This is a genomic window from Fibrobacter sp. (assembly GCA_024398965.1).
Taxonomy (GTDB): domain Bacteria; phylum Fibrobacterota; class Fibrobacteria; order Fibrobacterales; family Fibrobacteraceae; genus Fibrobacter.
The window spans coordinates 1-24,266 of sequence record JAKSIF010000028.1; the positions used below are offsets into that span (position 1 = coordinate 1).

The 24,266-nt window shown below is 52.8% G+C and carries 17 protein-coding genes; 9 read left to right on the plus strand and 8 right to left on the minus strand.

Annotated features, from left to right (window positions below; genetic code table 11):
* Positions 1-709 precede the first annotated feature (709 nt).
* A complete protein-coding gene (locus tag MJZ26_10730) occupies positions 710-1,645 on the plus strand; it encodes a hypothetical protein (GenBank protein ID MCQ2106253.1) in 936 nt (311 codons plus the stop codon).
* A 121-nt stretch (positions 1,646-1,766) separates the two neighbouring features.
* Complete coding sequence (locus MJZ26_10735; protein MCQ2106254.1) at positions 1,767-2,378, plus strand: fibrobacter succinogenes major paralogous domain-containing protein; 612 nt, start codon at positions 1,767-1,769, stop codon at positions 2,376-2,378.
* A gap of 2 nt (positions 2,379-2,380) precedes the next feature.
* On the opposite strand, the gene MJZ26_10740 is transcribed toward MJZ26_10735, so the two are convergent.
* Positions 2,381-2,905: a phospholipase D-like domain-containing protein gene (locus tag MJZ26_10740; GenBank protein ID MCQ2106255.1), complete on the minus strand. Its 525-nt coding sequence runs from the start codon at positions 2,903-2,905 to the stop codon at positions 2,381-2,383.
* Positions 2,906-2,972: 67 nt separating this feature from the next.
* Between MJZ26_10740 and MJZ26_10745 the strand changes: the two genes are divergently transcribed.
* Both MJZ26_10745 and MJZ26_10750 read left to right on the plus strand, forming a co-directional pair.
* A complete protein-coding gene (locus MJZ26_10745; protein ID MCQ2106256.1) occupies positions 2,973-3,719 on the plus strand; it encodes a fibrobacter succinogenes major paralogous domain-containing protein in 747 nt (248 codons plus the stop codon).
* A 232-nt stretch (positions 3,720-3,951) separates the two neighbouring features.
* Complete coding sequence (locus tag MJZ26_10750; GenBank protein MCQ2106257.1) at positions 3,952-4,437, plus strand: hypothetical protein; 486 nt, start codon at positions 3,952-3,954, stop codon at positions 4,435-4,437.
* Between the two features lie 167 nt (positions 4,438-4,604).
* On the opposite strand, the gene dnaN is transcribed toward MJZ26_10750, so the two are convergent.
* Positions 4,605-5,720: a DNA polymerase III subunit beta gene (gene dnaN, locus MJZ26_10755; protein ID MCQ2106258.1), complete on the minus strand. Its 1,116-nt coding sequence runs from the start codon at positions 5,718-5,720 to the stop codon at positions 4,605-4,607.
* Positions 5,721-5,873: a hypothetical protein gene (locus tag MJZ26_10760; protein ID MCQ2106259.1), complete on the minus strand. Its 153-nt coding sequence runs from the start codon at positions 5,871-5,873 to the stop codon at positions 5,721-5,723.
* 63 nt (positions 5,874-5,936) lie between these two features.
* On the opposite strand from MJZ26_10760, the gene MJZ26_10765 reads away from it, so the two are divergent.
* The 3 genes from MJZ26_10765 to MJZ26_10775 are packed head-to-tail and all read left to right on the plus strand — an operon-like array spanning position 5,937 to position 8,321.
* Positions 5,937-6,221 (plus strand): hypothetical protein, encoded by a 285-nt coding sequence (locus MJZ26_10765; GenBank protein ID MCQ2106260.1) that lies wholly within the window; start codon positions 5,937-5,939, stop codon positions 6,219-6,221.
* Positions 6,208-7,035: a M23 family metallopeptidase gene (locus MJZ26_10770; protein MCQ2106261.1), complete on the plus strand. Its 828-nt coding sequence runs from the start codon at positions 6,208-6,210 to the stop codon at positions 7,033-7,035. The genes MJZ26_10765 and MJZ26_10770 overlap by 14 nt, the downstream gene beginning before the upstream one ends.
* 41 nt (positions 7,036-7,076) lie before the next feature.
* Complete coding sequence (locus MJZ26_10775) at positions 7,077-8,321, plus strand: hypothetical protein (protein ID MCQ2106262.1); 1,245 nt, start codon at positions 7,077-7,079, stop codon at positions 8,319-8,321.
* A gap of 28 nt (positions 8,322-8,349) precedes the next feature.
* Here the strand turns inward: MJZ26_10775 and MJZ26_10780 are convergent, their stop codons facing one another.
* Positions 8,350-8,547, minus strand: coding sequence for a hypothetical protein (locus MJZ26_10780; protein ID MCQ2106263.1), 198 nt, complete (start codon positions 8,545-8,547; stop codon positions 8,350-8,352).
* A 279-nt stretch (positions 8,548-8,826) separates the two neighbouring features.
* On the opposite strand from MJZ26_10780, the gene MJZ26_10785 reads away from it, so the two are divergent.
* Positions 8,827-11,916 carry an Rne/Rng family ribonuclease gene (locus MJZ26_10785; protein ID MCQ2106264.1) on the plus strand — a complete coding sequence of 1,030 codons (3,090 nt, stop codon included), beginning with the start codon at positions 8,827-8,829 and terminating at the stop codon, positions 11,914-11,916.
* Between the two features lie 130 nt (positions 11,917-12,046).
* Here MJZ26_10785 and MJZ26_10790 read toward each other — a convergent pair whose 3' ends face one another.
* Together MJZ26_10790 and MJZ26_10795 are read right to left on the minus strand one after the other, a co-directional pair.
* Entirely contained in the window at positions 12,047-16,102 is a 4,056-nt protein-coding gene (locus MJZ26_10790; GenBank protein ID MCQ2106265.1) for a fibro-slime domain-containing protein, read from the minus strand.
* A 209-nt stretch (positions 16,103-16,311) separates the two neighbouring features.
* Complete coding sequence (locus MJZ26_10795; protein ID MCQ2106266.1) at positions 16,312-20,175, minus strand: fibro-slime domain-containing protein; 3,864 nt, start codon at positions 20,173-20,175, stop codon at positions 16,312-16,314.
* 338 nt (positions 20,176-20,513) lie between these two features.
* Here MJZ26_10795 and pta point away from each other — a divergent pair, with 338 nt between their 5' ends.
* Positions 20,514-21,905: a phosphate acetyltransferase gene (gene pta / locus MJZ26_10800; GenBank protein ID MCQ2106267.1), complete on the plus strand. Its 1,392-nt coding sequence runs from the start codon at positions 20,514-20,516 to the stop codon at positions 21,903-21,905.
* A gap of 234 nt (positions 21,906-22,139) precedes the next feature.
* Here the strand turns inward: pta and MJZ26_10805 are convergent, their stop codons facing one another.
* Both MJZ26_10805 and MJZ26_10810 read right to left on the minus strand, forming a co-directional pair.
* Entirely contained in the window at positions 22,140-22,901 is a 762-nt protein-coding gene (locus tag MJZ26_10805) for a hypothetical protein (protein ID MCQ2106268.1), read from the minus strand.
* A 12-nt stretch (positions 22,902-22,913) separates the two neighbouring features.
* On the minus strand, positions 22,914-24,251 hold the full coding sequence (locus MJZ26_10810) for an ATP-dependent 6-phosphofructokinase (GenBank protein MCQ2106269.1): 1,338 nt from the start codon (positions 24,249-24,251) through the stop codon (positions 22,914-22,916).
* Positions 24,252-24,266 lie beyond the last annotated feature (15 nt).

Below are 24,266 nucleotides of genomic sequence, written 5' to 3' on the forward strand. Positions count from 1 at the left end.
GTGTGGATGAAGACGACATGAACAAGGCCATCAAGGCCATCTACGACGCATTCACGAAATAGTACATTGGGATGCAGCGGGTGATCAAAGCGCCTGCCCCTCTGTGTCATCCTGAGCAAGTCCGTGAGGACGTCGCGAAGGATCCAGTGACGAAAAAACAGCCCGCAGTTCAACGCTGCGGGCTTTTTGTATGCCTTTGGGAAGGCTGCAGCTTGTTTGTGGAGTTGCGTGGCCATTTGCGGTGGCAGGGCGCTCGTCGAATGGGCAAAATATGGTCTTTGGAAGGGTGTTTTTGCCAGAATTTTGTCACTAAATCGAAAAATTGGTTTGTTTGGTGACAAAAATTTTGAACAAAGTAATGTGTTTTGTCTTCTTCGGGTTGGGTTCGGGTAATTTTCGTGTCACTAAATACCCATAACCAAACAAATGGTGACAAAAATTCGTTGCCGAGATCACCCCTTGGTTTAAAATTGTTCTGAACAAACTAATATTTGTGTCACTAAATTCAAAATTAAATCTGTTTAGTGACAAAAAATCCGAAAAAATGACTTCGCAACTTTCAAAAGATTGTTTTTCGAACCCTAAAATCGTATTTTCCTGTCATTCACAACTCTGTTGCGCTCTCGTAGCAACACAGCTGCCTTTTACTATATGTTTTCGCTTGCGAGTGCGAGCGCTTTTGCTATATCAACACATGTCCTGAGGATCTATGAATATCAAGGAACTTTTGTCTCCTGATGTTGACCTGTCTTCGTTGCAAGCAAAAGCGGAAGAGCTTCTTGCTGCAATTGAGACGAAATCACGTAACTTGAAGAATGCGCCTGAAGGTCGCCTGCGAATTGCGCAGAGGGAAAGTGGTGTCTACTACTATCATGTGACGGACTCTTCTCCAGAGTGGGGCGATTATTTGCCACAAATGGAATCAAAAACTATTGCCCGGTTGGCGCAGAAAGAATACGACCAGACAGTCCTTGCAGAAATGCAGCGGGAATTGAAGGCTGTTGATCGTTTTTTGAAATCTTTTTGTCCGAAGCGGCTGCACGATATTTTTGAGAAATTGCTGCCGGCCCGCAGAAAATTTGTACAGCCAGTGCGTCTTCCCGACGAAGAATTTGCGGAGCATTGGCTTGCGGTAAAGTACAGCGGGAAGGGGATGGCTGCCGACGCGCCCCTGCTGGAAACCTCCCGCGGGGAGCGGGTGCGCTCCAAGTCGGAGGTCATCATCGCGGATACCCTTGACCGTCTGAAAATTCCCTACCGCTATGAATTTCCCCACCAGCTGAAAGTCCGCAGAAACAGCCGCGGTCGAGGTGACGCAGCGGCAAAAGGCCGCACCAGCGACTCGTTGCACAACCCGCTGGGCAATAAACAAGATGGTGGCCGCCAACACGGCAGCTCCCGCCGCACCGTAACATTCCATCCCGATTTCACCTGCCTCAACATTCGCACCCGCCGCGAATTCATCTGGGAACATTTCGGGCGAATGGACGACCCCGAATACATCGCAGAAACTCTTGGAAAATTCGAGACCTACACCGCCAACGGAATCTTCCCTGGCGAATCCCTCATCTTTACAATGGAAACACAGGAACGCCCGCTGAACCCCGCCACCGTGGAGGCGCTGGCGAGGAAGTATTTGCTGTAATGTATTTGGATCAATCCATGTTGAAAGTAGTCAGCATGATTTTTTTGCCGAAATTATGAAACGATAATGGAATTTTAGACAAAATTTCTATTATAACCTTGTACAAAACAAAGAAAATGTTATGAAGAATTTTATTGCGAAGATGGGTGCTGTTCTGATTGTGTTTCTAGCGGCATCGGCAAGTTATGCCGCGACAATGAAGGATAGCCGTGATGGCAAGACCTATAAGACTGTAAAGATTGGCAACCAGGAATGGATGGCGGAGAATCTGAATTATCAGACCGATGAAAGCAAGTGTTACGATAACAAACCCGAAAACTGCGACAAGTATGGCCGCCTTTATGTTTGGAGAGAAGCCGTTACCGCTTGCCCGGATGGCTGGCACCTGCCCAGCAAGGAAGAATTTGAGGAATTAGAAAAACTTGCCGGTCAAAAGGCTGGTGATATCGACAAGGCAGGAACCGTGCTGAAGTCCACTACTGGCTGGAAAGATAATGACGGAAAGAGAGGCAATGGGACTGACGGCCTCGGCTTTGGGGCGTTGCCTGCAGGCGACTACTACAGCGACCTCGGCTTCTACGGCGAGGGCTACGGCGCAGTCTTCTGGTCTTCTACGGAGAGCTATAGTGACGACGCGTACAGCCTGGATTTGCTCTACGGCAGCGAGGGTGCAAGCGTGATCAACTACGGTAAGTACGGCGCTTTTTCCGTTCGTTGTGTCAAGAATCCCTAGCCCTACTTAATCCTGTCCCCGCAATATTCCTGACGACCGCAGTTCTTGCAGTGGGCGCCCATCCATAGGGTGTCAAACTGGTTGATGGCGGCTTCGACGATTTGCGGATCATTAGTCAAAATACCGGCTTCAAAATTACGCTTGAAAGCACTTTTCATGCCGATGCCCGCACCTGTCAAGTTGGCAGATCCGATGTAGGCCACTTCCAGGTCAAAAATCACCATCTTGAAATGTACGCGGGGGCAAAGCACTCGTTCCAGGTCTGTGGCCAAAATCGGGAATCGGTCAAAGTCTTCGCGGAAATTTGGGCCCGGTTCCTTGGCGTGAACCAGGCGCACGCCCACGCCCTTTTTCAGCAGGCCCGCAATTTGTCCCAGCAGGGGAATGGCCTCGTCGTTCTGCTTTACATACAAGTCCTTGATGTCGGCGGTACCAATCCACAGGGTGTCGCGAACTTTTGCGATACGCTCGATGACTTCGCTGTAATGCTCTTCGTTGGCGATGTACTTGGTGAAAATTTCGGACATAGACTTCTCTGGATAAAAAAGGCTGGAATAAAAAATACTATTTATGAAACCAATGAGTCTCAAGAGAATGTTTTCAACTGTATTCGTCTGTGTTTTTTACGCACTGCTGTTCTGCATCATTACTGCCTGCAACAACTCCTTCACCGACGATCGTGACGGTCAATCCTACGACATGGTGCAAATCGGCAACCAAATCTGGATGGCGGAAAACCTGAACTTCGCAGGCGCTGTTGATGCCGGCGCGATTAACCCGAAAGATGGCGCGGCCAACCCGAATGTCAACGTTTCTAACGGCGCGACTCTCGCATCCTTCTGCCCCGACGGCGACGATCGCAACTGCAAAAAATACGGTCGCCTATATACATGGGCGGCAGCGCAGAAAGCATGCCCTGCAGGATGGCACTTGCCTTCCGCCGATGAGTTCGATGCCATGTTCATGGCGACGATGGCTGCGGACGTTCGCGGAGCGGCTATGGCCCAAGCTGCAAACGTTACAACTGTTGGCGGGTTACTCAAATCATCCAGCGGTTGGTTTAAGAAAGGAAACGGCACTGACGCGGTTCACTTCAACGCACTCCCTGCCGGCTACATGGCCGCGGCGGAAAACTCCAGCGGCCAGCCCGACGCTTCCAGCGAATCACCTGTAGGCAAGTTCGATGGCATCGGCGGCTATGCTCATTTCTGGAGTGCAACGGAAGACCCAAACGAGCCTGCTTTCGCCTTCTATCTTCATCTTTCCTTTAGCAGCAAGGAAGCCCTCGTTAAGCCTTACGATAAAGGTGAGGCTCGCTCCGTACGTTGCGTTCGCAACTAATGTGGTTTTTACCTAGTATGATTTTGTAGATTATTCCTGCTGCATTGAAGTTGCGGCGTTGTTATAGTTTATAGATCGCTTCCTGCGTAGACCGGAAATCTGGTGGACCGCAGCGCGGTCTTTTTTTATCCATGAATACCTTGTGTAGGTGTATCTGGCGGGATGTCTGTACGAATTTTTCATTTCGATGAGAACTCGCCACACTTTGCGAGGTATTAAACCGGGAGGAAGCATGAAGGGCTTGAAAATGGTTGGCATGAAGTGTATCGGCAACAAGAAGCTGCTGGAGGAACCGCTATCGCGTATTGGGGTCTTTGCCTCGCGTTCGGAGGATCCCGCCGTGGGAATCATTCGCGAACAGTGGGCCATGAAAAAGGGCAGGGAACATCGCTGTATTGTAGGAACATTCCATTCCAAGGCGGAGTGCGAGTTGCTCTATTTCGTGTTGAAATATGGAGGCTATGCCGTATGGTTTATGGGCTGTAGCCTTCCGCCGAAACTTCCAGATTTTTGCAAACGTGCGATTCGCAGTCGAAGGCTTCTTATCGTGTCTTGTTTTAATTCAGAGCATCATTCTTATGCTAGGGCACGCTACTGCGCTCACCTGGTTGATATGTGCACCAGCTATCTGGTTGTCTGGTCCATGAAGGAAAATGGGATGATCGCTCCTATTTATAACAGGGCTGTTACCAAGGGAAAGTGGGTGGAATGTTTTTAATAATTATGTACAAAGTGATACAACTAAAACAAGCCGCTGATTGACTTATAACGAGTAGAACTGGGCTAGGTGGAAATAATCACTAAAAAAAGACCCCGCCTTTGCGGAGTCTTTTAATTTCTTGCGTTGTAAGGTTCGCCGTAAGGTTGCGAACCTTGGGCGCCATCTTACTCGGTAAGACGCAGCGGCATCAGCAGGAAGCTGAAGCCCATGTCTTCGCCGACCGGTTCGATAATGCAAGCGCTGATGGGGTTGTTCATCTTGAGAACAACTTCTTCGCTCTTGCACATGCCGAGGATTTCGGAAATGTAGCGACCATCGAAACCAATGCTGAAGCTGCCTTCACCGTTGTGGGTAACAGCGATGGAGTCGCGAGATTCGCCGCCTACATCCGGGTCGGTTGCAGACAGTTCCATGTTGTTGCCGTTGATCTGGAAACGGATCTGGTGAGTACGGGGATTAGCCATCGGCAAGATGCTGCGGACCTTGTTCTGCAGGTCGGTAACGTTAGCCTGTACGGTACGTTCGAAGTTCTGCGGAATCACGGCGCGGTAGTTGGGATAGGGGCCTTCGTACAGCTTGGAAATAATCTGGGTGTTGCCGGTGCTGAACAGGATGTGGGTCTCGGTAGTACGGACTTCGATTTGTTCGTCGTTCTTGGCCAGGCGGAGAATCTGCTGGAGAACCTTGGGCAGGATAATCACGCCACCGTCGAGGTTGGCGCCTTCCTGTTCGATGCTTGCGCGGCCCATGCGGTGACCGTCGGTAGCAACCATGGAAACCTTGCCGTCTACGGCTTCGAGGAACACGCCGTTCAAGTTCTGGCGGGTGGAGTCGCTAGAAACTGCAAATGCGGTCTTTTCGACGAGGAATGCAAGTTCGCTAGCTGCAAAGGTAAGGGAAGTGCTTTCGACTTCGGGGAACGGAGGGAAGTCGCTGGCGTCAAAACCCATGAGGGAGGACTGACCGAGGTCGCTCCACTTGATGCGGGTCAGGTAATCCTGGACGTCTACACTGATAGTTTCGATGGAGGGGTCTACCAGAGCCTTGACCACTTCGGAGAACTTGCGGGCGTTGATAAGGACTTCGCCGTCGCGTTCGCCGTTTACTTCAAGTTTGGTCCTGATACCCAGGTTCAAGTCCGTAGCGCAGAGCTCGAGGATGTTGCCTTCGAGGCGCAGGGAGAAGTTGTTAAGAATCTGAAGGGTAGACTTGTTAGGAATTGCGGTAATTGCAGTCTGCAGAGCTTCCTGCAATGCGGCCTTTTTGACTTCAAACTTCATTTATGCGCCTCTCTGGATAAGCATGGTGCCCACGAAGAAAACCACGGCGACGGTTGCGATAGCAACAATCACCCAAGTATTCAAGGCATTCTTTTTCTTGGGCGTAAAATTCTTTACGGTTTGTTTTGCGTGTCTACGATCCTTACGACTCATAGAATTCTCCATTTTGTTTACAGATAAAAAACTAATTTTTTTATGGACACGAGGAAATTTTTTATGGATAAAACACCTCTAAATAAGCTTAAAAACAAGGCTGTGGGATTTGCATCCACTGCTCTTTTGCGTGTAGAACTGGCAACCGAGGAATCCAAGCTGAAAAAGCGCTTCCAGGCACTGGGCCAGAAGCTCCACGGAGCCGTTCGCGACGACCTGCTTGCAACCATCAAGGACGACCCCTCTGTAGTGGAACTGTTGGGCGCCATCGAGGAGCAGAAGCGCCGTATCAAGGACCTTGAAGACCGAATCAACAACCCGGGCGAAGCTGAAAGTGAAGAAGCTTGAGATTCACGTATTCCCCAACAAGACCTCTAGCGGAAAGAGCTTTAGCCTTTCCCTGGTGAAGGCCGTACTCTTTGTGCTTTGCGTTGTGGCTGCCGTGGCCGGCTACCTGATGTTCTCTCCCGTTTCGATTTTAGACAACATAACGAGCGGAAACATTACGGCTCTCCATCGTCAGAATTCCTCCATCCGTAAGGAACTGAAGACGATTCGTGCTTCCGTTGACGAATCCATCCTCAAGGCGGAAGAGACCCGCGCCCTTCGCGATAGCACCCTTCGAAAGAGCGGCCTTGGCTTTGCGCTGGAATCTTCCGTTGATTACGAACAAACTATTGAATCCAGGAAGAGCCTGATGGAAATGGAATCCACCTTCAAGAAGCTGCTGACTGCTCTTGAAAAGGACAGCGCCCTGGCGGCGAAGATTCCGGTGCTCCATCCCCTAAAAAATGGACATGCCATCAAGAAGCGTTTCGAGATGGTGTACGATCCCTTTACTGATAGCGAGTTGCCCCATCGCGGAATTGACTACGTGGCGGTTGAAGGCGATACGGTCTATGCGACCGGTGCGGGCTTTGTAAGCGAAATCCGCAGCCATCGCGGCTTTGGACTTTCCATGAAGATTGAGCATGCCAAGAGTGTCCGCACGTTCTACGCCCACTTGGGCAAGGCCCTTGTGCCGCCGGAATCCCTGGTGCGTCGCGGTCAGCCCATTGCCATCATTGGCGAAAGCGGTCGTGAAACCAGCGTTGGCCTGCATTATGAAATCCGAGTCAAGGGAAATCCGATTAATCCGGAACTGTTCTTTATAACAAAATAGGCTCAAGACTTTTGGTACAGGGTTTGAGGAACGAGGTCTATATGTCAAATTCCGCTTTTGAACAGAATGTAATTGCCCTGGTATGGGACTGCGACAAGACTCTCATCAGCTCCTATATGCAGGAGCCGTTGTTCCGTTACTTCAATATCGACGGAGCAAAATTCTGGGCCGAGGTGAATGCCCTGAAGGCTCGCTACGGCGCCCAGGGAATTTCTGTCAATTCTGACACTTGCTACCTGAATCACATCTTGACCTATGTGAAGGCGGGTATCTTCAAGGGACTTTCCAACAAGCTTCTTCGTGAGTTCGGAAAGGAACTGAAATTCTATCCCGGTCTTCCCGACTTCTTTGGCGAAATCAAGAAACTGATCGAGGAAGACCCCAAGTACATGGCTTTTGACATCCGGGTGGAGCATTACGTGGTCAGCACCGGCTTTGCGGAAACCATCAAGGGTAGCGCCATCGCGCCCTATGTGGATGGCGTATTTGGCTGCGAGTTCATCGAGGACGTTTTGCAGCCTGGTTTCTTGGACGGTAACATCACCCTGGGTTCTATCGACCACAAGGGTCTCCAGAATGACGCTGTGTCGAACGTCACCCTGGGTTCTATCGACCACAAGGGTCTCCAGAATGACGCTGTATCGAACGTCCCCCTGGGTTCTATCGACCACAAGGGTCTCCAGAATGACGCTGTGTCGAACGTCACCCTGGGTTCTATCGACCACAAGGGGCTCCAGAATGACGCTGTGTCGAACGTCACCCTGGGTTCTATCGACCACAAGGGTTTCCAGAATGACGCTGTATCGAACGTCACCCTGGAGGGAGGCACGACCGATAGGGTCCAAGAAATCTCCCAGATCGCCTGCGCCCTGGATAACACTTCCAAGACCCGCTATCTTTTCGAGATCAACAAGGGTAGCAACAAGTATCCCGAGACCATCGACGTCAATTCCTCCATCGCTCGAGAAGTCCGCCGTGTTCCCTTCCAGAACATGGTGTACATCGCCGACGGCCCCAGTGACGTACCCGCCTTCAGTATCCTGAATTATAACGGCGGCAGCACCTTTGCGGTTTACCCCAAGGGCGACGTAAAGGGCTTCAAGCAGGTGGACGCTCTCCGCCGTGATGGCCGTGTGCAGATGTTCGGCGAGGCGGACTACAGCCCTGCCACCCAATCCTGGATGTGGCTTACGGAAAAGGCCCGTGCCATCGCCGACAAGATCGTGGAAGTGAAGCAGGCCGCCATCAAGAACAGCGCCGGCGCTCCGCCAACCCATTTGAACTGACGCTTATACAGATTTTGTTACATACAAATTAAATCAGGTGGATTCCCATTTCGTTCAGGAATCGGTTCAGGCAGAAGAGCCCGAAGCCAAGCAGAAAGATCTGGATGATGATAAAGGGGATGGGATGTTCCCTGAAATGATAGTCGCTGCCCTGGTGGGAAATGGTTCCGCGAACGATGTTGCTTATGAACCAGGCAAAGAATATAAGGGATAGTATCAGGGCCATGTTGCTGTCTCTTGCCCCCTAATATAGAAATTTGCGGCTTTGGTGCTGTTCGTTCCCCCACGGGGGCGTTGCGGGGTCTCCCCGCAGAGGGGGTAGGGAAAGACAGTGAAACAGGCTTGAACGAGGGGGAGGCTTCCCCCTCTCCACATAATGGCGTTTTTCGCCCTTATTGCCCCTGTCTCGTAATTCATAAATCGTAAATCATAATTATATTTAGAGTCCCCAGTTATATGGGGAAGTTTTATCGACTATCATGTTTTTGAACTACCTAGGTTGTTAATGACGAATAAGTGTAAATGTGGAATTCTGATTAGCAAGACGCCCTACGACAAGCGCTATGCCATCATGGAAGATGGTGAACTTGTTGAGCTTATCGTAGATAGCGGCAATGCGACCCAGGTTCTCGGCAACATCTACAAGGGAATTGTGCAGAAGGTTATCGCTGGAAAGCTCGCGTTCGTAGACGTGGGTCTGGATGCCGATGGCGTTCTTCTGCAGGAAGATGTGGTGGACAGGAATGCTCCCAGGGGCAAGAATGACCATGACGACGTGGCTCCCGTTGCAAGCATCGAAAGTGTGCTTCATGTAGGTGACGAGATCATGGTGCAGGTAAATGCCGAACCTTCCGGAAAGAAGGGTGCCGGACTTACCATGCAGCTGAATCTCGCCGGTAGCCTCCTGGTCTGCATGCCCGGTACCGACTTGATTAGGGTCTCCAAGCGTGAAAAGGATCCGGCAAGGCGTAGCGACATCAAGCGTATGATCAATCGTACCAAGGGTCGCGACGTGGGTTATATCGTCCGTACCGAAGGCGTAAATGCCTCCGAGGTGGAACTGACCCAGGAAATGCGTGGCCTGGAAACCAAGTGGGAAAGCATCAAGGAAAACTTTGCCAACCTGAATGGTGCCGGCTGCCTGTACGAGGAATCCAATTCTACCAAGCGTGCCATTGGCGAATACATCAACGAGAATACGGATTACGTCTACATCGATAACCGTGACGAGTACTTCTCCCTCCGTGACGATCTGAAGTCCCTGTCTCCGGACAAGCTGGACAAGGTGAAGCTCTGGAGTTCCGCCGAAAGCCTTTTTGAATATTTCAAGGTGGAAAACGACTACGCCCGCTCCCTGCAGCGTACCGTTCCCCTGCCTCGTGGCGGTAACCTGGTTATCGAACAGACCGCTGCCCTCGTGTCCATCGACGTGAATACCGGACCTAAGGTTCACGGCAAGGACCAGGGAAAGATCATCCTTGAAACCAATATCGACGCCTGCCGCGAAATCGCCAAGCAGTTGCGTCTCCGTGATGTGGACGGCCTGACCATCATCGACTTTATCGATATGGAGACCGAGGCCGACAATACCACGGTCTATAATGAGTTCTGCAAGGCAATCCGCCGCGACAAGGCGGAGGTGATTCCTGCTACCATTAGCCAGTTCGGCCTGATGGAAGTGAAGCGCAGACGTATCCATGTGGACCCCATTGGCGGCAAGACCAATGTGTGTCCGGTTTGCAGTGGCGGTGGCCGTACGGCAACCCTGGAAAGCACTCTCGGCATGATCGACCGCTGGATGGCCCGTGCCAAGGCCAAGGGCAACCTCCATCAGGTTACCCTGGTGACCAACCCCTACGTGGTTGACGTCATGTGCAAGGACCGCAGCCGCATGTTCAACTACCTGGAACACAAGCATGGCATGACCATCGACCTGATCCAGGACGAGAACGCCCACGTGAACCAGTTCTGGATGTACAACGAGAACAAGGAAGACATCACTGACCTCTACAACTTTGCCGATATGGAAAAGCCGGTCAAGGTCTCCGCTCCCAAGCGTTCCAAGAACTCCAGAAACGACAGCCGCAGCAAGTGCAAGCGCGAAATCCTCATCAGTAAGACTCCCTACGAAAAGCGTATCGCCATCATGGAAGACGGCGAACTGGTGGAACTGGTGGTGGAAGGCGTTTCCTCTACCCGCGTGCTGGGCAACATTTACAAGGGCGTGGTCCAGAAGGTGCTTCCTGCACTGAAGGCTGCGTTCATCGATATCGGTCTCGAGAAGGCTGGCTTCCTCCATCAGGAAGACGCCATGGACCGTAACGAACTGCTGCGCCGCGAATATGGCGACGACGATGACGAGGATGGTTCTTCCAAGGAAATCTCCATCGACGAGATTCTCCAGGAAGGTCAGGAAATCATGGTGCAGGTTGTTAAGGAACCTATCAGCACCAAGGGTGCCCGTCTGACGACCCACCTGAGCTTTGCCGGCCGATTCCTGGTCTGCATGCCGGGTACCAACTTCGTCGGCGTGTCCAAGCGTGAACGCGACCCGGCCAAGCGTCGTGAATTCAAGAAGGTGGTCAAGCGCCTGAAGGGCCGCGATGTGGGCTATATCGTCCGTACCAACGGCCTGAACGAATCCGAGTTCGAAATCAACAAGCAGATGCGCGAACTGGAAAGCAAGTGGGAACAGACGAAGTTCAACTTCGAAAACCAGCCTGCCGAAACCTGCATCTACGAAGAGTCCGATTCCATCGAACAGACTGTCCGCGAATACTTCAGCGACAACACCGACTTCGTATACATCGACAATCGCGAAGAGTACTTTGCCCTTCGCGAGTACCTGCAGCGCCTGTCTCCGGACAAGCTGAACAAGGTGAAGTTCTGGAACGAGAAGGTAAGCCTGTTCGAAAACTTCAAGATCGAGAACGATTACTCTCGCTCCCTGCAGCGTAAGGTTCCTCTGCCGGTTTCCGGCGGTAGCCTCATCCTTGAACAGACCGAAGCTCTCGTGTCCATCAAGGTGAACGAGGGCCACAAGTGCCGCGGTCTGGAAGTCTGCCAGGAAGCTTGTCAGGAAATCGCCAAGCAGTTGCGTCTTCGTGATGTTGGCGGTCTCATCATTATCAAGTTCCCCGAGATCGACGAGTCCGCACGTGAAACGGTCTACAACGAATTCCGCAAGGCAATCCGTCGAGACAAGGCTCCTATCAGCCCGTCTCCCATTAGCCAGTTCGGCCTGATGGAAGTGACCCGCAAGCGCGTCCGTGTGAACCTCATGACCGAAAAGACCGAAGTCTGCGCCGTCTGCTGTGGCGGTGGCCGCATCGGTACTCTCGCTGGCACCTTGGGCATGATCGACCGCTGGATGGCTCGCGCCAAGGCCAAGGGCCGCATGCGTGACGTTACCTTGGTTGTAAGCTCCGCCGTTGTGGATGAACTCTGCAAGGACGACTGCAACATCTTCCGCTATCTCGAAGCCAAGCACTTCATGAAGATCAACCTGGTGGAAGACGAACACGCCCACGTGAACCAGTTCTGGATGTACGACAAGAACAACGAGGACATCACAGAGCTGTACAACTTCGTGTAAGGTGGCGCCGGGGCAATCCTGGAATCAAACCTTAAAAAAGAAGGCCGTGCAAACAAGCACGGTCTTCTTTTATTTTTGGTGAGAGAGAAGCTCTTTAATGAATGGGGGCGGTGTTCGCCCCGCGGGAGTCTTACATTTCCAGGTCCAGCTGGTTTACCTGGCCGCGACGTACGCCCCAGAGCTTGTCGCGGGTCTGGTCCATGGTAGTCTTGCCGTTGACCTTGATCTTGATCTGGAGTCGTGCGATGTACACGCCGGTACCGACCACGCGGCCGTCGTCTGCACGCATGTTCCAGGCCAGGAAGATCTTGCCCTTGTTCTTAAGGCAGCCGCCTTCGCCGTAGACGGATTCGTCGGAGCACCTGATGGTGTTTGCGTCACCGCCCACATATTCGCCAAGCTGGCTGTAGTAGCGGGTCTGGTAGTAGAGTTCTACGGCATCGTCGGATACCAGGGACTTGGAACCGTTGCGGAATTCTTCAACATTGTATTCGTTCAAGGTTCCGTTCTTGATTGCCTCGATAAGGGTTTCGCTTACGCCAGCCTTCTTCAACTCCTCATCCATATCGCCCCTGCGGATTGCGTCGTACAGGTCTGCCTGGGTGACGGTGGAAATGTTGCCAATGGAGATGGTGGTGTCGCGGCTGTTTTCTACGCTGACGTCAATCAGCATCTTGATTGCAGCCACCTGGTCCTTGGGAAGCTTGCTGGTGTAGTTCTCTGCAGTGATGGTTCCTTCCATGACTGCGGCCACGGTCTCGTCGCTGATTGTGTAGCCTTCGCCAACTTCGCCACCGAGGACACCTGCGGCAATATCCTGGAAGATCATGTCCCTTGCCTCGGTCTCGGTCATGCTGGTGATGACTGTGTCGTAGCTGGTGGTGCTGCCCAACTTGGATTCTACGAAGGCGTCGAGAGCGTTGATGTCCTTCTGGGTTTCCTCGAACATAATCTTGGAAATGTCGAAGTCAATCAGGTTGCCTTGCACACCAAGGGAGTCGCCGATGCTCTGTGCATCCTGGGTCGTATTGGTAATGAGGGTCGGCTGGGTGGTTTCCTTCTTGGAGATGATTCCGTAGGGGTCCTCGCCAACGGCAACCACACCCGGGCTTTCGTTACTCAGTTCCTGGTCACCGGTGATGGTTACCCAGGGATTGTTCTTGTGGGGAAGATTTCCGAGAAGGTCCTGAGTGATTGTGTTTTCATCGACTGCAAAGTGGATCAGGTCTCCATTGTCAGGCATGATGGCGTCTTCGGTGGAGGGACTGTAGATCAGGATGACGGTGTTGTCGCTGCCGCCCTGCTGTACCGGGTTCTCGGGATTTTCCTTGACACCGGCGCGCATGCAGATCAGTTCGAACATTTCAAGATAGGCATCGCGGGATTCGTCGGTGATTGCCTCACTGAGAGTCAGAGTCAGTTCGCGGTTGCCATCGCTACGCTTGGCCTTGACGGCCTTGAGAATGATGGGGCCGACGCCATCGTCGATGGGATCGTTTTCCGTATTGAACTGGGTGGACTTGCCGTCCTTGGAGTAAGTAAACCAGGAATTGATCTTGCCGGTGTAGGGCTCGCTGTTGCCACCGGTGAATTGACGGCTGCCAAATCCACAGTTGTCGTCGGAGCATTCATTGCCCATGGTTTCGGCAGTAATGACCAGGTCGGTTCCGTTATCCAGCACAATGTACTTGGTAGTTGTTGCAAAGGCTTCGCCGAAGGTGAACTGGATGGAGTCCAGGGTGGTCTCGCCCTTCAGCTTGCGATCGTACTGGACGAACATGCTGTCGGCACGGCCGTCGCCGTTGCGGTCGACGATGATGGCGTTAGACACACGGGGAATAGGCGGTTCCTTGAAGTTCAGGTTGATCCAGGAGGATGCTGCCGCGGCGGCGCCCTTGGCGGTAAGCGTTACGCCTTCGACAGGAGCGTTGGCGTGGACGTAGAATGTGGCGTGGGCGTTCTCGTCCAGCATGACGCTGGAAATCTTCTTTCCGCCGATGGTATCCAGAATGTCAATGTTTGGGTCGGAGAAGGTCAGGTTGATCTTCTTGTTGTAAGTAGAGACCTGTGCCCATTCTTCCAAGAAGGTGATGTTCACCTGGTAGGTGGCGTATGCCCAGTCACCGATCTGTAGGGTATCGCCGCTTACTTCCTTGCCAAGAATCTTCCACTTGTCGTCTGCAAAGGCTACGGTCGGAATGGCGTAAGACGGAATGGTGATTTCAATGACGGTGGACTGGCTGGGATCGGACTTCAAGGTAATTTCCAGGAAGTAATGGCCGGGAGCCAGGGCGTAATTGTCTACGATCTTTGCGGAGTCGATACTGAAGGTAGAATCGTTAAGGATGACAAGGCCTTCGTAATATGTCTTGCCCGGTTCAAGAATCTCGGGTTCTGCCAGGTTACCTCCAGTAAGACGGAAGTTGGATGCACCGCCGGTAGTATCCACTTCGGTGTTGCTTGCGTCGAGGCCGCAGGAGAGCTTGTTCTTCTTGTTGATCTGCCATACGCCGTAATTGGTTGCAGTACCGCGCTTGTCGGAGGTGACAAAGATGGATGCGTCCACCTGCAGGTCAATGGAAGTACGCATGCGGAAGTTGGAGGAACTAGTGTGGCGTTCTACGTAGAAGATATGGAAATCATAGGTCTCGCCGGGAACCAGTTTCTTGCCGTTGTTCTGACCGATGGTGTCAAGGAGCACTGCACCTGCTTCCTGGGCGTGCTGGCCACCGATATCTACGGCAAGGCGCCTATCGATGAACACCCACACGTCATCGTCACCATAGAAGTCGAAGTACTGACCGGGAACATATTCGAACTGGGCCTGGATCTTTACGGTAAAGCCAAAGTTGTGGTTGCCACCGCTGCCGTTGAGCCAGTCGAAATAGGGGTTCTCGATAGTGCCCGCATCATCAAGATACTTGAAATCATCCAACAGGAACATGCCGCCCTTGTTGTTCTCGTTACCCTTGGAAATGCGATCCTTGGAAACTTCTGCCAGCCAGAAACCTTCGTCATCCATGGAGATGTAAATGTCTCGGCAGGTCATGTTGGTATATTCGTTGCCCTTGTCGTCCTTGGCTACAACTTCTGGCAGGAACCAGTCGGCTAGATGGGTGGTTCTCAAGCACTTTGACGGGAAGGGATCGGAGGGAACAGGAACACCATTCTTGCCCAAGTCGTACTGGACCATGCCTTTGACGCTGTTACAGCCACCAGAACCGAAGTCAGCGCTGATACCGTTGGCGGGGTCGCCGTTTTGTCCCTTTCCATCACCATCGCCGCCAGTGCCGTGGAGCCAGTCAAAGACTGTTACCGGGAACTTCTTCAGGGGGCAGTCTCCCAGAACGCCGGGGTACTTGCTGAATACGGCGGGGGCGTCATTCTTGTAGCCCTGCACCCAAATGGTGTCGGTAAGGGCTGCGATGGAATCCAGGTTGATTTCTGTGGCGGCAGTAGGCTCTTCACTTACCATGCCTTCCGCGCCTACGAAATTCGTACCGATGGTCTGCTTGAAGAAAACATTGAGTCCTGCCTCGGAAGGTGTGACGGATGCCTTGAACCAACCGCAGTACTTGTCAAGTGCGGTCATGGTGGCGACGGAATCGCCGTTCAGGAAAAGAATGGCGTTGGTGTTTGTCCAGGGAGTAAGGAAGTTGATGACCTTCTTCTTGGTTCCGGTGTTTCCGCCTGGGTTCTTGCCCGGGTCCTTGTCACCGGGCTGAGTTGCACCGGGATCCTTACCTGGTTCAGTAGCGACAGAGGAACTGCTTTTTGCGGAAGATGAGGAGGATTCTGCACCGGGCTTTCCCGGGTCAGAGGGCTTGGGTGCCTCTGCCTTCCAGGTTCCGTCTTCGGCGATGGTCAGTGAAACGTTGTTTCCGCTTTTGAAAAGCTGGCTACCGGGAATATTGACCAGTTCCTTGGAGCACTTGTCGTCGATGTAGAATATGAAATTTCTCTTGTTCAGCTGGGTTGTCGAATAGCTGATTCCGTCGCCAGCCGTTCTGCAGGATTGGCTCTGGGTGCCATTGTTGTTTACGACCTTATAGAAAATTGTACCGTCGTAGTCGACATCGGCGGTATAGTTCGCCGCAATGGCGGCGGTACTCAAAGTCAGGAATAATGTACTCAACAATTTTAAGGGGCGCAGCTGAACTGCCCTCTTCTTTTCATTACACCACATCCAATCTCTCCATTAAGGGATTAAACCCTTTACCTGTACTGATTTTCTTACACTAGAAATAAATTTTTTTAATGAAATAAGCAATAAGGCTATAAAGTTCTTACACACTTGTAACACGGTTTTACCGCCTTGAATGTGTAAAAAAAAAGAAAGACTTCCATTTTTCAGGAAGTCTTTCGAAAAAACGGGCTGATTTCAGTTTTTTTTGATTAGAGACCCAGGTCAATGGCGTTCACGTCGCCGCGGCGGACACCCCAGAGGAAGTCCTGGGTACGGTCGGTAATGACCTTGCTGTTGACCCTGATCTTGATCTGGAGACGGGCGATATATACGCCGGTGGAGGCCAGGCGACCATTTTCGGCGCGCATGTTCCAGGCCAGGAAGAATCGACCTTCGTTACCCAGGCAGTTCTTGGCGCCGTCATCCTTGAAGATGTCTGCGTTGCAGCTGATGGTTTCAGACTGTCTGTTCACGTATTGGCCAAGGCTTGTGTAGTAGATAGCCTCGTAGTAGAGAACGGTGTTGTCTGCCACGGCGTCAACGATCTTTTGAATATCGGAATCGCTTCCGCGGGTGTAGTTGCTTATGTTCTCTGCGGTCAGGAGGCCGTTCTTGTAAGCATCCACGATGACATCGCTAACACCGTACTTCTTCTTGGCATCCTTGATGGAAAGCTCGCCGGTGGAAACCTTCTTGATGAGCTCCTCGATGGTGTAGGTCACCGTGGGAGTACCGTCCGGGTTTGTGGGAGCGTCCTTGTCGAAGTAGGCTGCTGTGGACTGCGCTGCCTTGACGATTTCTGCGATTTCGTTTTCAACAAGGGTCTTCATGTCCAGGTCGCCCAGGTAGTGGCCCTGGGTACCGTAGATTGCTGCAACCTGTTCTGCGTTCAGGGTGGTTTCGCTCTTGACAAGCTTGGGCACGGTGGCGTTGGGGCTTGTGATAATGACCCTTGCGCTATCAAACGTTGCGGAACCCTTGTCCAAGGTAATAACACTGGGGCTTGTAACGGTAACGCGCTGTTCGCCGGTAATACGGACCCAGGGGTTCCTGTCGTGGGGGCCTACATCCACAAGGTCCTTGGCTTCGCCACCGACTGTAATGGGGGTGAAGCGGACAGAGTCGCCTACGGCCGGGATGTAATCCGTTTCCATGCCCTTGGGGAAGACGAGCCTCCACTGGTTTGCAGGGATGGTTCCGATATCGCTGGCTTCCTTGATGGTGGAATCCTGCACGCCATCCTTCCAGACATGGAACCTGAATAGATCTGTGCTTGCATTCTCGCCATTGACGCCTTCGCTGAAAGTCATCTTGAGAAGGGTGTTGCCGTCGCCCATGTATTCCACTTCGGCGGCGGTAATTACGGGGCCTACGCGGTCGGTAAGAGCGCCATCCACAGGGAATATGGACTGCTTGCCGTTTTCTTCGTCAGTATAGGTGTACCAGATATTGATCTTGCCGGAGTAAGCCTTTTCCTTGCCGCCGGTAAAGATGGCTGTGCCGAAACCGTTGCCGCGGCCATTGGCAATGATGGATGCTTCGGTGGCGCCATCGACGTAGCTTGCGGTGTAGGTCTCTTCGAAGTATTCATTGAATTCGCTAAAGATGAATCTTGCGGAATCCAGAATGCTCTGGCCGCCAAGAGGCTTGTTGAACTGGATCCAGATGCTGTCGGAGCGTCCATCGCCATCGCGGTCATAGATGTAGGCGACTTCGATCTGGGGCACCGGAGGTACGGCCATGTTGATGTTTGTCCAGCTGATGGACTGGTTCTTGGCGCCTGCGCTTGAAACAGTCAGGGAGGCGTTAACGATTTCGTCGAGACCCTTTACGAAGAAGCTGGCGTGACCCTGCTGGAGGAGGACTTCGTTAATGGCGTTGCCCATGGAGTCGCAGGGGAGCAGGTTCTTGTCGGAGGTCGTGATGCTTACGGCAATGCCGCTGTACATGGTTGCCCATTCTTCGGCGTACATGATGTTCACCGGGTAGAGGCGGCCGGCCCACATCTTTTCGTCCTTGATAAGGCTGATGGGGAGGGTGTCGCTGCTGACGTTACGATCCAGTTCGCTACCGAAGGGAGACCAGAACTGGGTATAGCGCAGAGTGTCCTCGGTTTCGAAGTCGATGGTAAAGTAGTTGGAGTCCTTTACGCTTGCGAATGCCAGGTTAGGCAGTTCGTAGGGATCCACAGTGAAGTAGATGTCCTTGTAGGCGTCGGGGTTGCTCTTCAGGCTTACGCGGATGTAGTAGGTTCCCGGAGGCAGAAGCATTGCCTTGCCAAGAGCCTTGAGATCCACTGTAACCTGGGTGTAGTCGTTCTCGATGGAGATGCCGCCGAAGTAGAGGGAATCCTGCTTCAACAGGAGGCCGCCCTTCGAGACGCCCTTGCCGAACAGGGTAAAGTTGGAAGGACCAAGTTCGATCTTTGTCTTTTCGGGGCTGGAGCTAAAGTCGCAGGCCAGTTCGCGTTCAAAGACCTTCTGCCAGACTTCCTTCTTGATAAGCTTTTCATCGTCGGAAAGATTCTGGAAGAACATGCTTGCGTCAGTCTTCAGGTCGATGGAGGTGCGCATCTTGAAGTTGGATTCGTCCCTATGTCGTTCTGCATAGAAGATGTGGAACGGATAGGTTTCACCTGGGGTGAGGTCCAGCTTCTTCAAGTCGATGGAACCGTTGGACTGGTGATGCTGACCGCCGATGTCCACCACTAACTTGTTGTTGATGAACACCCAGACGTCGTCATCGCCGTAGAATTCAAAGTACTGACCGGGAATATATTCGAACTGGGCCTGGATTTTCATGGTGAAACCGTAGTTGTGGGTTCCCATGTCGTTACCCTTGATCCAGTCGAAGTAGGGGTTCGGAATGGTTCCTGCAGAATCGAGGAACTTAAAGTCATCTAGGAAGAACAAGCCCTTTTCGGGACTTTCCTTGTTCTTCTGGCCAAGCCAGAAACCGTCGTTATCCAGGTTCAATTCCAGGTTACGGCATGTGACGTTGGTGTAGGCCTTGCCGTTGACCACTTCCAGGGTTTCAGGCAGGAACCAGTAGTCCAGATGGTCTGTAATCTTGCAGTTCTCGGGGAAATTTGCGGCACGAACCGGCACGCCGTTGGGGCCAAGTTCCTCTTCCACCATGCCCTTGGTCAACTGAGCGCAGCCGCCGGTACCGAAGTCCTGGCTAGTCATGCCGACCTGTGCCTTGGCGTTGGCTTCGTCGTTGCCGTCGCCATGGAGCCAGTCAAACATCATCACAGGCAAAATCTTGGTGGGGCAGTCTCCCAGTTCTTCGGGGTAGACGGTAGACATTTCGGGCATGCCGTACTTGGCCATGATCCAGATGGTGTCTGCAATTTCAAGAAGGGAGTCCAACAGGATTTCTTCTTCTACGGGAACGTCCATTCCCTTGATAATGCCCTGGCTGCCGATGCGGGTTTCGCCGATGGTCTGTTCAAAGGCTACGTATACTTCCTTGGGAAGGATGTTGATCGTGGATTCGAGCCATCCGCAGTACGGAGACTGCATGGGCTTCATCTTGGTATCGTTGCCATTGACCTTCATGATGGCTGTGGTGTTGGACCACGGGGGAAGCAGGCGCACCGTCTTTGTAACAGGGACCGGGATGTAGACGTCAGTGGGCTTGGCGTTCCTTACGTCCATGGTGCCGTCGTCGTTCAAGACAATCCATACTTCGTAAATGGGCTGGGTGGTGTCCCCTTCCACATAGTCGGGGAAGATTTCCTTCAAAGTGGGGAGGGCCGCCTCGTCCTTGAACAGCAAGGAATCGCAGGTGCTCTTGCCTTCTTGGCACTGGAGGCCGAATCTCAGCTTACGGTCGTTGATGGCCGAAGCCTTGAGACGTTCCCCCTTGAACTCAATATGGAACATTCCGTCGCTTCCCATGGAAAGTGACTTGAACTTGAAGTTGGCTTCATTATCGGCGTAGTAGAGGCCGTTGCCGTCGTAAATGACATGTGCCTTTGCGACAATCTTGTTTTCGTCTTGCGCGTTGGCGGAAATAAAAAACAGAGCCAAGCAAACTGCTATGCTCCGGAACAGGTTCAGTAACCTCATCCGTTCTCTCCTATATTTCCCTAATCAAAACCCTAAAAACCTGGACGAAAAATAACTTTTTTTTACATCTGTACAAAGGGCTGAGGGGTAAAAGGAATGTAAACTTTTCTTGCTTGTGCAAGAGAGGGAACTCTATCCGCATTTCTTTGATTGTCAATGAATTAGAAATAGCGTGGACTTCCCCGTAAATTGCGTATTTTGACGATGTTTTTGGGAGTGTTTGTGGACTTTTTAAGTTTTTTTCAAAAAATACTGTGCCACGGGCGGGGTTAAAACCTAATTTTTAGGTCGTAATAACCATTTTTAAGCGAATTTTTGAAAAAACAGGAGATTTTAGAATGAATCGCGTATATCTCGTTGCCGCTGCCGATATGGCCGCCAAGGTCAAGGTTGCAGTGGATGCCGTCGCTGCAGCAGGTCTCAAGACCGCTACCTACAAACCCTGCCTTAACGGCGCTGCCGCTGTGGAAATGCTCAAGTCCGGCGATAGCGCTGTGCTTATGGAAAAGATTGCTGCCGACTTCATCGCCCAGGACTTCGACGCTGTGGACGTTGTAGTGGTGGAAGGCGCCCAGGACATGAGCGGTGCCGCCGCCTACAAGTTCAACGACAAGCTTGCTACCGCTCTCGACGCAAAGATTTTCTGCGGTGACGATGACGCAGATTTGTACTGCCCCAACCGCATTATGCATTGCCCCAAGTGCATTGCCCGCAACCTTGCTGAACCCGCTGCTGAACGCAAGACTTCCCAGGCTATGTTCCGTGCCGGCCTCCTCCAGAAGGCTTCCAAGTCCGTAAAGCGCATCGTTCTTCCCGAAGGTTCCGAACCCCGTACCGTCCAGGCTGCAGCTCTCGCCGTAGAACGCGGCATTGCAGTTCCCGTGCTCATCGGCAAGAAGTCTGAAATCGAAGCCGTGGCCAAGGAAAAGGGCGTAAAGCTCCCCGCCAACATCGAAATTATCGAACCCAGCGCAGAACTTGCTGAAAAGTACGTTCCCACCCTGGTTGAACTCCGCAAGGCCAAGGGCATGACCGAAGAAGCCGCCCGCGCAGCTCTCGCCGACAACGTGATGCTCGGCACCATGATGCTGAAGATGGGCGAAGTGGACGGTCTCGTTTCTGGTGCCATCCACTCTACCGCTGATACTCTCCGTCCGGCCCTGCAGATCATCAAGACCGCCCCGGGTGTCAAGTCCGTAAGCTCCGTGTTCTTCATGTGCCTGCCTGGCCAGACCTACGTCTACGGCGACTGCGCCATCAACCTGAACCCCACCGCCGAAGAGCTTGCAGGTATCGCCCTACAGTGCGATGACACCGCCAAGGCATTCGGCCTGCCCAGCCGCGTTGCAATGCTTTCCTACAGCACCATCAATTCCGGCAAGGGCCCCGACGCAGACCTCGTTAAGGAAGCTACCGCCATTGCCAAGGCTGCCCGCCCCGACATGGCCCTGGATGGCCCGCTGCAGTACGATGCTGCAACTACCCCCAGCGTTGGCTCCCTGAAGGCTCCTGGTTCTGCTGTGGCTGGCAAGGCAACCGTGTTCGTGTTCCCGGATCTTTCCGCCGGTAACATCGGCTACAAGGCTGTGCAGCGTTCCGCCCAGGGTACCATCGCTATCGGCCCCATGCTCCAGGGTCTCGCCAAGCCGGTGAACGACCTTTCCCGTGGCGCCTTGGTGGAAGACATTGTCTATACCATCGCTCTTACTGCTGTTCAGGCACAGGCTTAATAAGACGACCCGATCGACTGTCGCAAACAAGAACGTGTGACGTCGATTGCTACGCGCTTCGACGACTCATAAAGATGAGTCGCCTGCGCTTGTCGGAAGACCGGCGGCTCACAGAAGACCGTTCGGCCCTAGACGTAGGTTTCCTGAAAGAAAAAATCCTCGCAGTTTAACTGCGGGGATTTTTTAGACTTGTCGCGACGTTCGAGTATCGAATTATTGCGTCTTTATGTCCGATTACTTCTTGTCAAGCTTGGCGTTGATCTGCTTCTGCAGTTCCTTGAGTTTCCAGCGGCCGCGCTTGTCTTCGAGGAAGAAGCTGGTGCGTACTCCTCGGGAAAGCCCGCGATCGATAAGGTTCAGGGCGTCTGCATAGCGCTTCTGGTCAAAGCGCAGTTCTGCCAGGAAAAGGTAGTTGTACAGGTCCTTCGGATCCTGCTGCAGTGCCATGGTCAGGTACTTGTCAGCAAGCTTCTTGTCGGGCCAGGGAAGCACCAGGGGAATGTAGGGCAGTACAAAGTGGGCTCGGCCCAGTACCTGCCAGTTTTCAGCTGCCGTCGCCACATCGCGAACTGTAGTAGCGACGCCTTCCTTGACAGAAGTCAGAGCACCACGCTCGTTACCCCACATGGAAATTGCCGTCGCATAGATGTGGGCAATCTCCTTGTTCTTTGGAAACTTTCTGTAGGACTCTTCGCTGATTGTCTTGAGGCTATCCAGCTTGCCCTTTCGCTTGTTCTTGTCGAAAGGAACAAATCTGAAGCTGAAGTAGAGGCTCTTTACCAGGCCTGCGGTTGCCTGCTCCAGTACCGTGGAATCTTCCATGGCCTTTCGGTAGCTCTCAATCATCAGCTTGGCGTTCTTGGCATCGGCCTTGTCCCCATTGGCGCGTTCTGCTCTTGCCGCATAGCAAGAGTCCGCAACACGAAGACTTTCGTTTGCGTTTGCAGCTCCGCATACTGCCAGGAGCAGGAACATGGCCAATACAAGGTTTCTCATGGAGCCTGTTTCTTACTTCTTGCCCTTGCCCTTTCCGGAGAAGTAGTCCTGCTGACGGGTTACGCCCAGCACGGCATGCCACAGGGTTCCGTTGGGGTTGATCTTCTTACGTTCGTTGACGGCGTACTCGATAGGCACGTGGGAGAATGCGTTGTTCATGCTGCCCACAACCATGTCGGTCTTGCCTGCCATGCCTGCGTGTACGGCGGCTTCAGCCAGCTGGAAGCAGAAGATGGCGTCGGTACCCTTGGCCGGAGTGCTACGAACCATGTAGCTTGGGTCAAAGTACTTGATGTTGATTTCCTTGCCAACGCTGTTGAAGTGTTCCTTGATCTTACGGGTCAGGAATTCGCCAATGTCGTTCTTGAGCACGTTGCCGCTTGCGTCCTTGCGTTCGGGCTGGCCAATGAACAGTTCCTGGCCGGCGCCTTCTGCAACTGCAATCACGGCGTGGGTCTTGCCGTTGTCGTAGCGGCTTTCAAGAGCCTTGCACAGGCCCTCGAGGGTAAAGGGAACTTCGGGTACCAGGCAGATGTTCACCACGGTGGTGGCGAGGGCTGCGTAGGCGGCGATAAAGCCGGAGTCGCGACCCATGAGCTTAACCAGGCCAAGGCCGTTGAATGCGCCGTTTGCTTCGTTGTGGGCGCAGGTGATAACGTCTGTGGCACTGAGAACGGCGGTTTCAAAACCGAAGGTTCTGTCGATCAGGTTCAAGTCGTTATCGATTGTCTTGGGAATACCGATAATGGAGATGGGCTGCTTGCGCTTCTTCACTTCTTCGGCAATGGCGTGGGCGCCGCGGAGGGTACCGTCACCGCCGATGCAGAACAGCACGTTGATGTTGAGGCGCATCAGGGTGTCTACCATGATAGCCGGGTCCTGCTCACCGCGGGAGCTGCCGAGAATGGTACCGCCGTCGTCCTGGATGGCGTCCACTACGTCCGGGTTCAGCACCTTGGGAGAATAGCCGTACTTGGGGTTGAGGCCGCGGTAGCCATAGGGAATACCGAAGATGTTATGGACACCGTAGTCGAACCACAGGGTCTGAACCAGGCCCTTGATTACGCTGTTCAAGCCGGGGCAGAGGCCGCCGCAGGTCACGATGCCTGCTCGGGTCCATGCCGGGTCGTGGAAAATGGTTTCGCGGGGGCCAGCTGCTTCCAGGGAAGGAACCGGAACGTTCTTTTCGTAGAACTGGTGAAGGCGCTTGACATCGCAAGTCAGGCTGACTCGTTCGCTGTCAGAAACGAACTGGACGCCCTTCATGGGGGACTTGAGTGTTCCGGTTCCTACGGTTTCAATGCCGAGATCGTAGGCCGACGGATTTAGCAGAATATCTTCTTGTGTCATACTAGCATCCTTTTA

What these genes read in the sequence shown, in the direction of transcription:
- MJZ26_10810 (MCQ2106269.1), bottom strand. Translation starts at nt 24,251, where the DNA reads ATGACACAAGAAGATATTCTGCTAAATCCGTCGGCCTACGATCTCGGC.
- MJZ26_10805 (MCQ2106268.1), bottom strand. Translation starts at nt 22,901, where the DNA reads ATGAGAAACCTTGTATTGGCCATGTTCCTGCTCCTGGCAGTATGCGGA.
- MJZ26_10760 (MCQ2106259.1), bottom strand. Translation starts at nt 5,873, where the DNA reads ATGAGTCGTAAGGATCGTAGACACGCAAAACAAACCGTAAAGAATTTT.
- MJZ26_10740 (MCQ2106255.1), bottom strand. Translation starts at nt 2,905, where the DNA reads ATGTCCGAAATTTTCACCAAGTACATCGCCAACGAAGAGCATTACAGC.
- pta (MCQ2106267.1), top strand. Translation starts at nt 20,514, where the DNA reads ATGAATCGCGTATATCTCGTTGCCGCTGCCGATATGGCCGCCAAGGTC.
- MJZ26_10790 (MCQ2106265.1), bottom strand. Translation starts at nt 16,102, where the DNA reads ATGTGGTGTAATGAAAAGAAGAGGGCAGTTCAGCTGCGCCCCTTAAAA.
- dnaN (MCQ2106258.1), bottom strand. Translation starts at nt 5,720, where the DNA reads ATGAAGTTTGAAGTCAAAAAGGCCGCATTGCAGGAAGCTCTGCAGACT.
- MJZ26_10785 (MCQ2106264.1), top strand. Translation starts at nt 8,827, where the DNA reads ATGACGAATAAGTGTAAATGTGGAATTCTGATTAGCAAGACGCCCTAC.
- MJZ26_10745 (MCQ2106256.1), top strand. Translation starts at nt 2,973, where the DNA reads ATGTTTTCAACTGTATTCGTCTGTGTTTTTTACGCACTGCTGTTCTGC.
- MJZ26_10730 (MCQ2106253.1), top strand. Translation starts at nt 710, where the DNA reads ATGAATATCAAGGAACTTTTGTCTCCTGATGTTGACCTGTCTTCGTTG.
- MJZ26_10775 (MCQ2106262.1), top strand. Translation starts at nt 7,077, where the DNA reads ATGTCAAATTCCGCTTTTGAACAGAATGTAATTGCCCTGGTATGGGAC.
- MJZ26_10735 (MCQ2106254.1), top strand. Translation starts at nt 1,767, where the DNA reads ATGAAGAATTTTATTGCGAAGATGGGTGCTGTTCTGATTGTGTTTCTA.
- MJZ26_10750 (MCQ2106257.1), top strand. Translation starts at nt 3,952, where the DNA reads ATGAAGGGCTTGAAAATGGTTGGCATGAAGTGTATCGGCAACAAGAAG.
- MJZ26_10765 (MCQ2106260.1), top strand. Translation starts at nt 5,937, where the DNA reads ATGGATAAAACACCTCTAAATAAGCTTAAAAACAAGGCTGTGGGATTT.
- MJZ26_10780 (MCQ2106263.1), bottom strand. Translation starts at nt 8,547, where the DNA reads ATGGCCCTGATACTATCCCTTATATTCTTTGCCTGGTTCATAAGCAAC.
- MJZ26_10795 (MCQ2106266.1), bottom strand. Translation starts at nt 20,175, where the DNA reads ATGAGGTTACTGAACCTGTTCCGGAGCATAGCAGTTTGCTTGGCTCTG.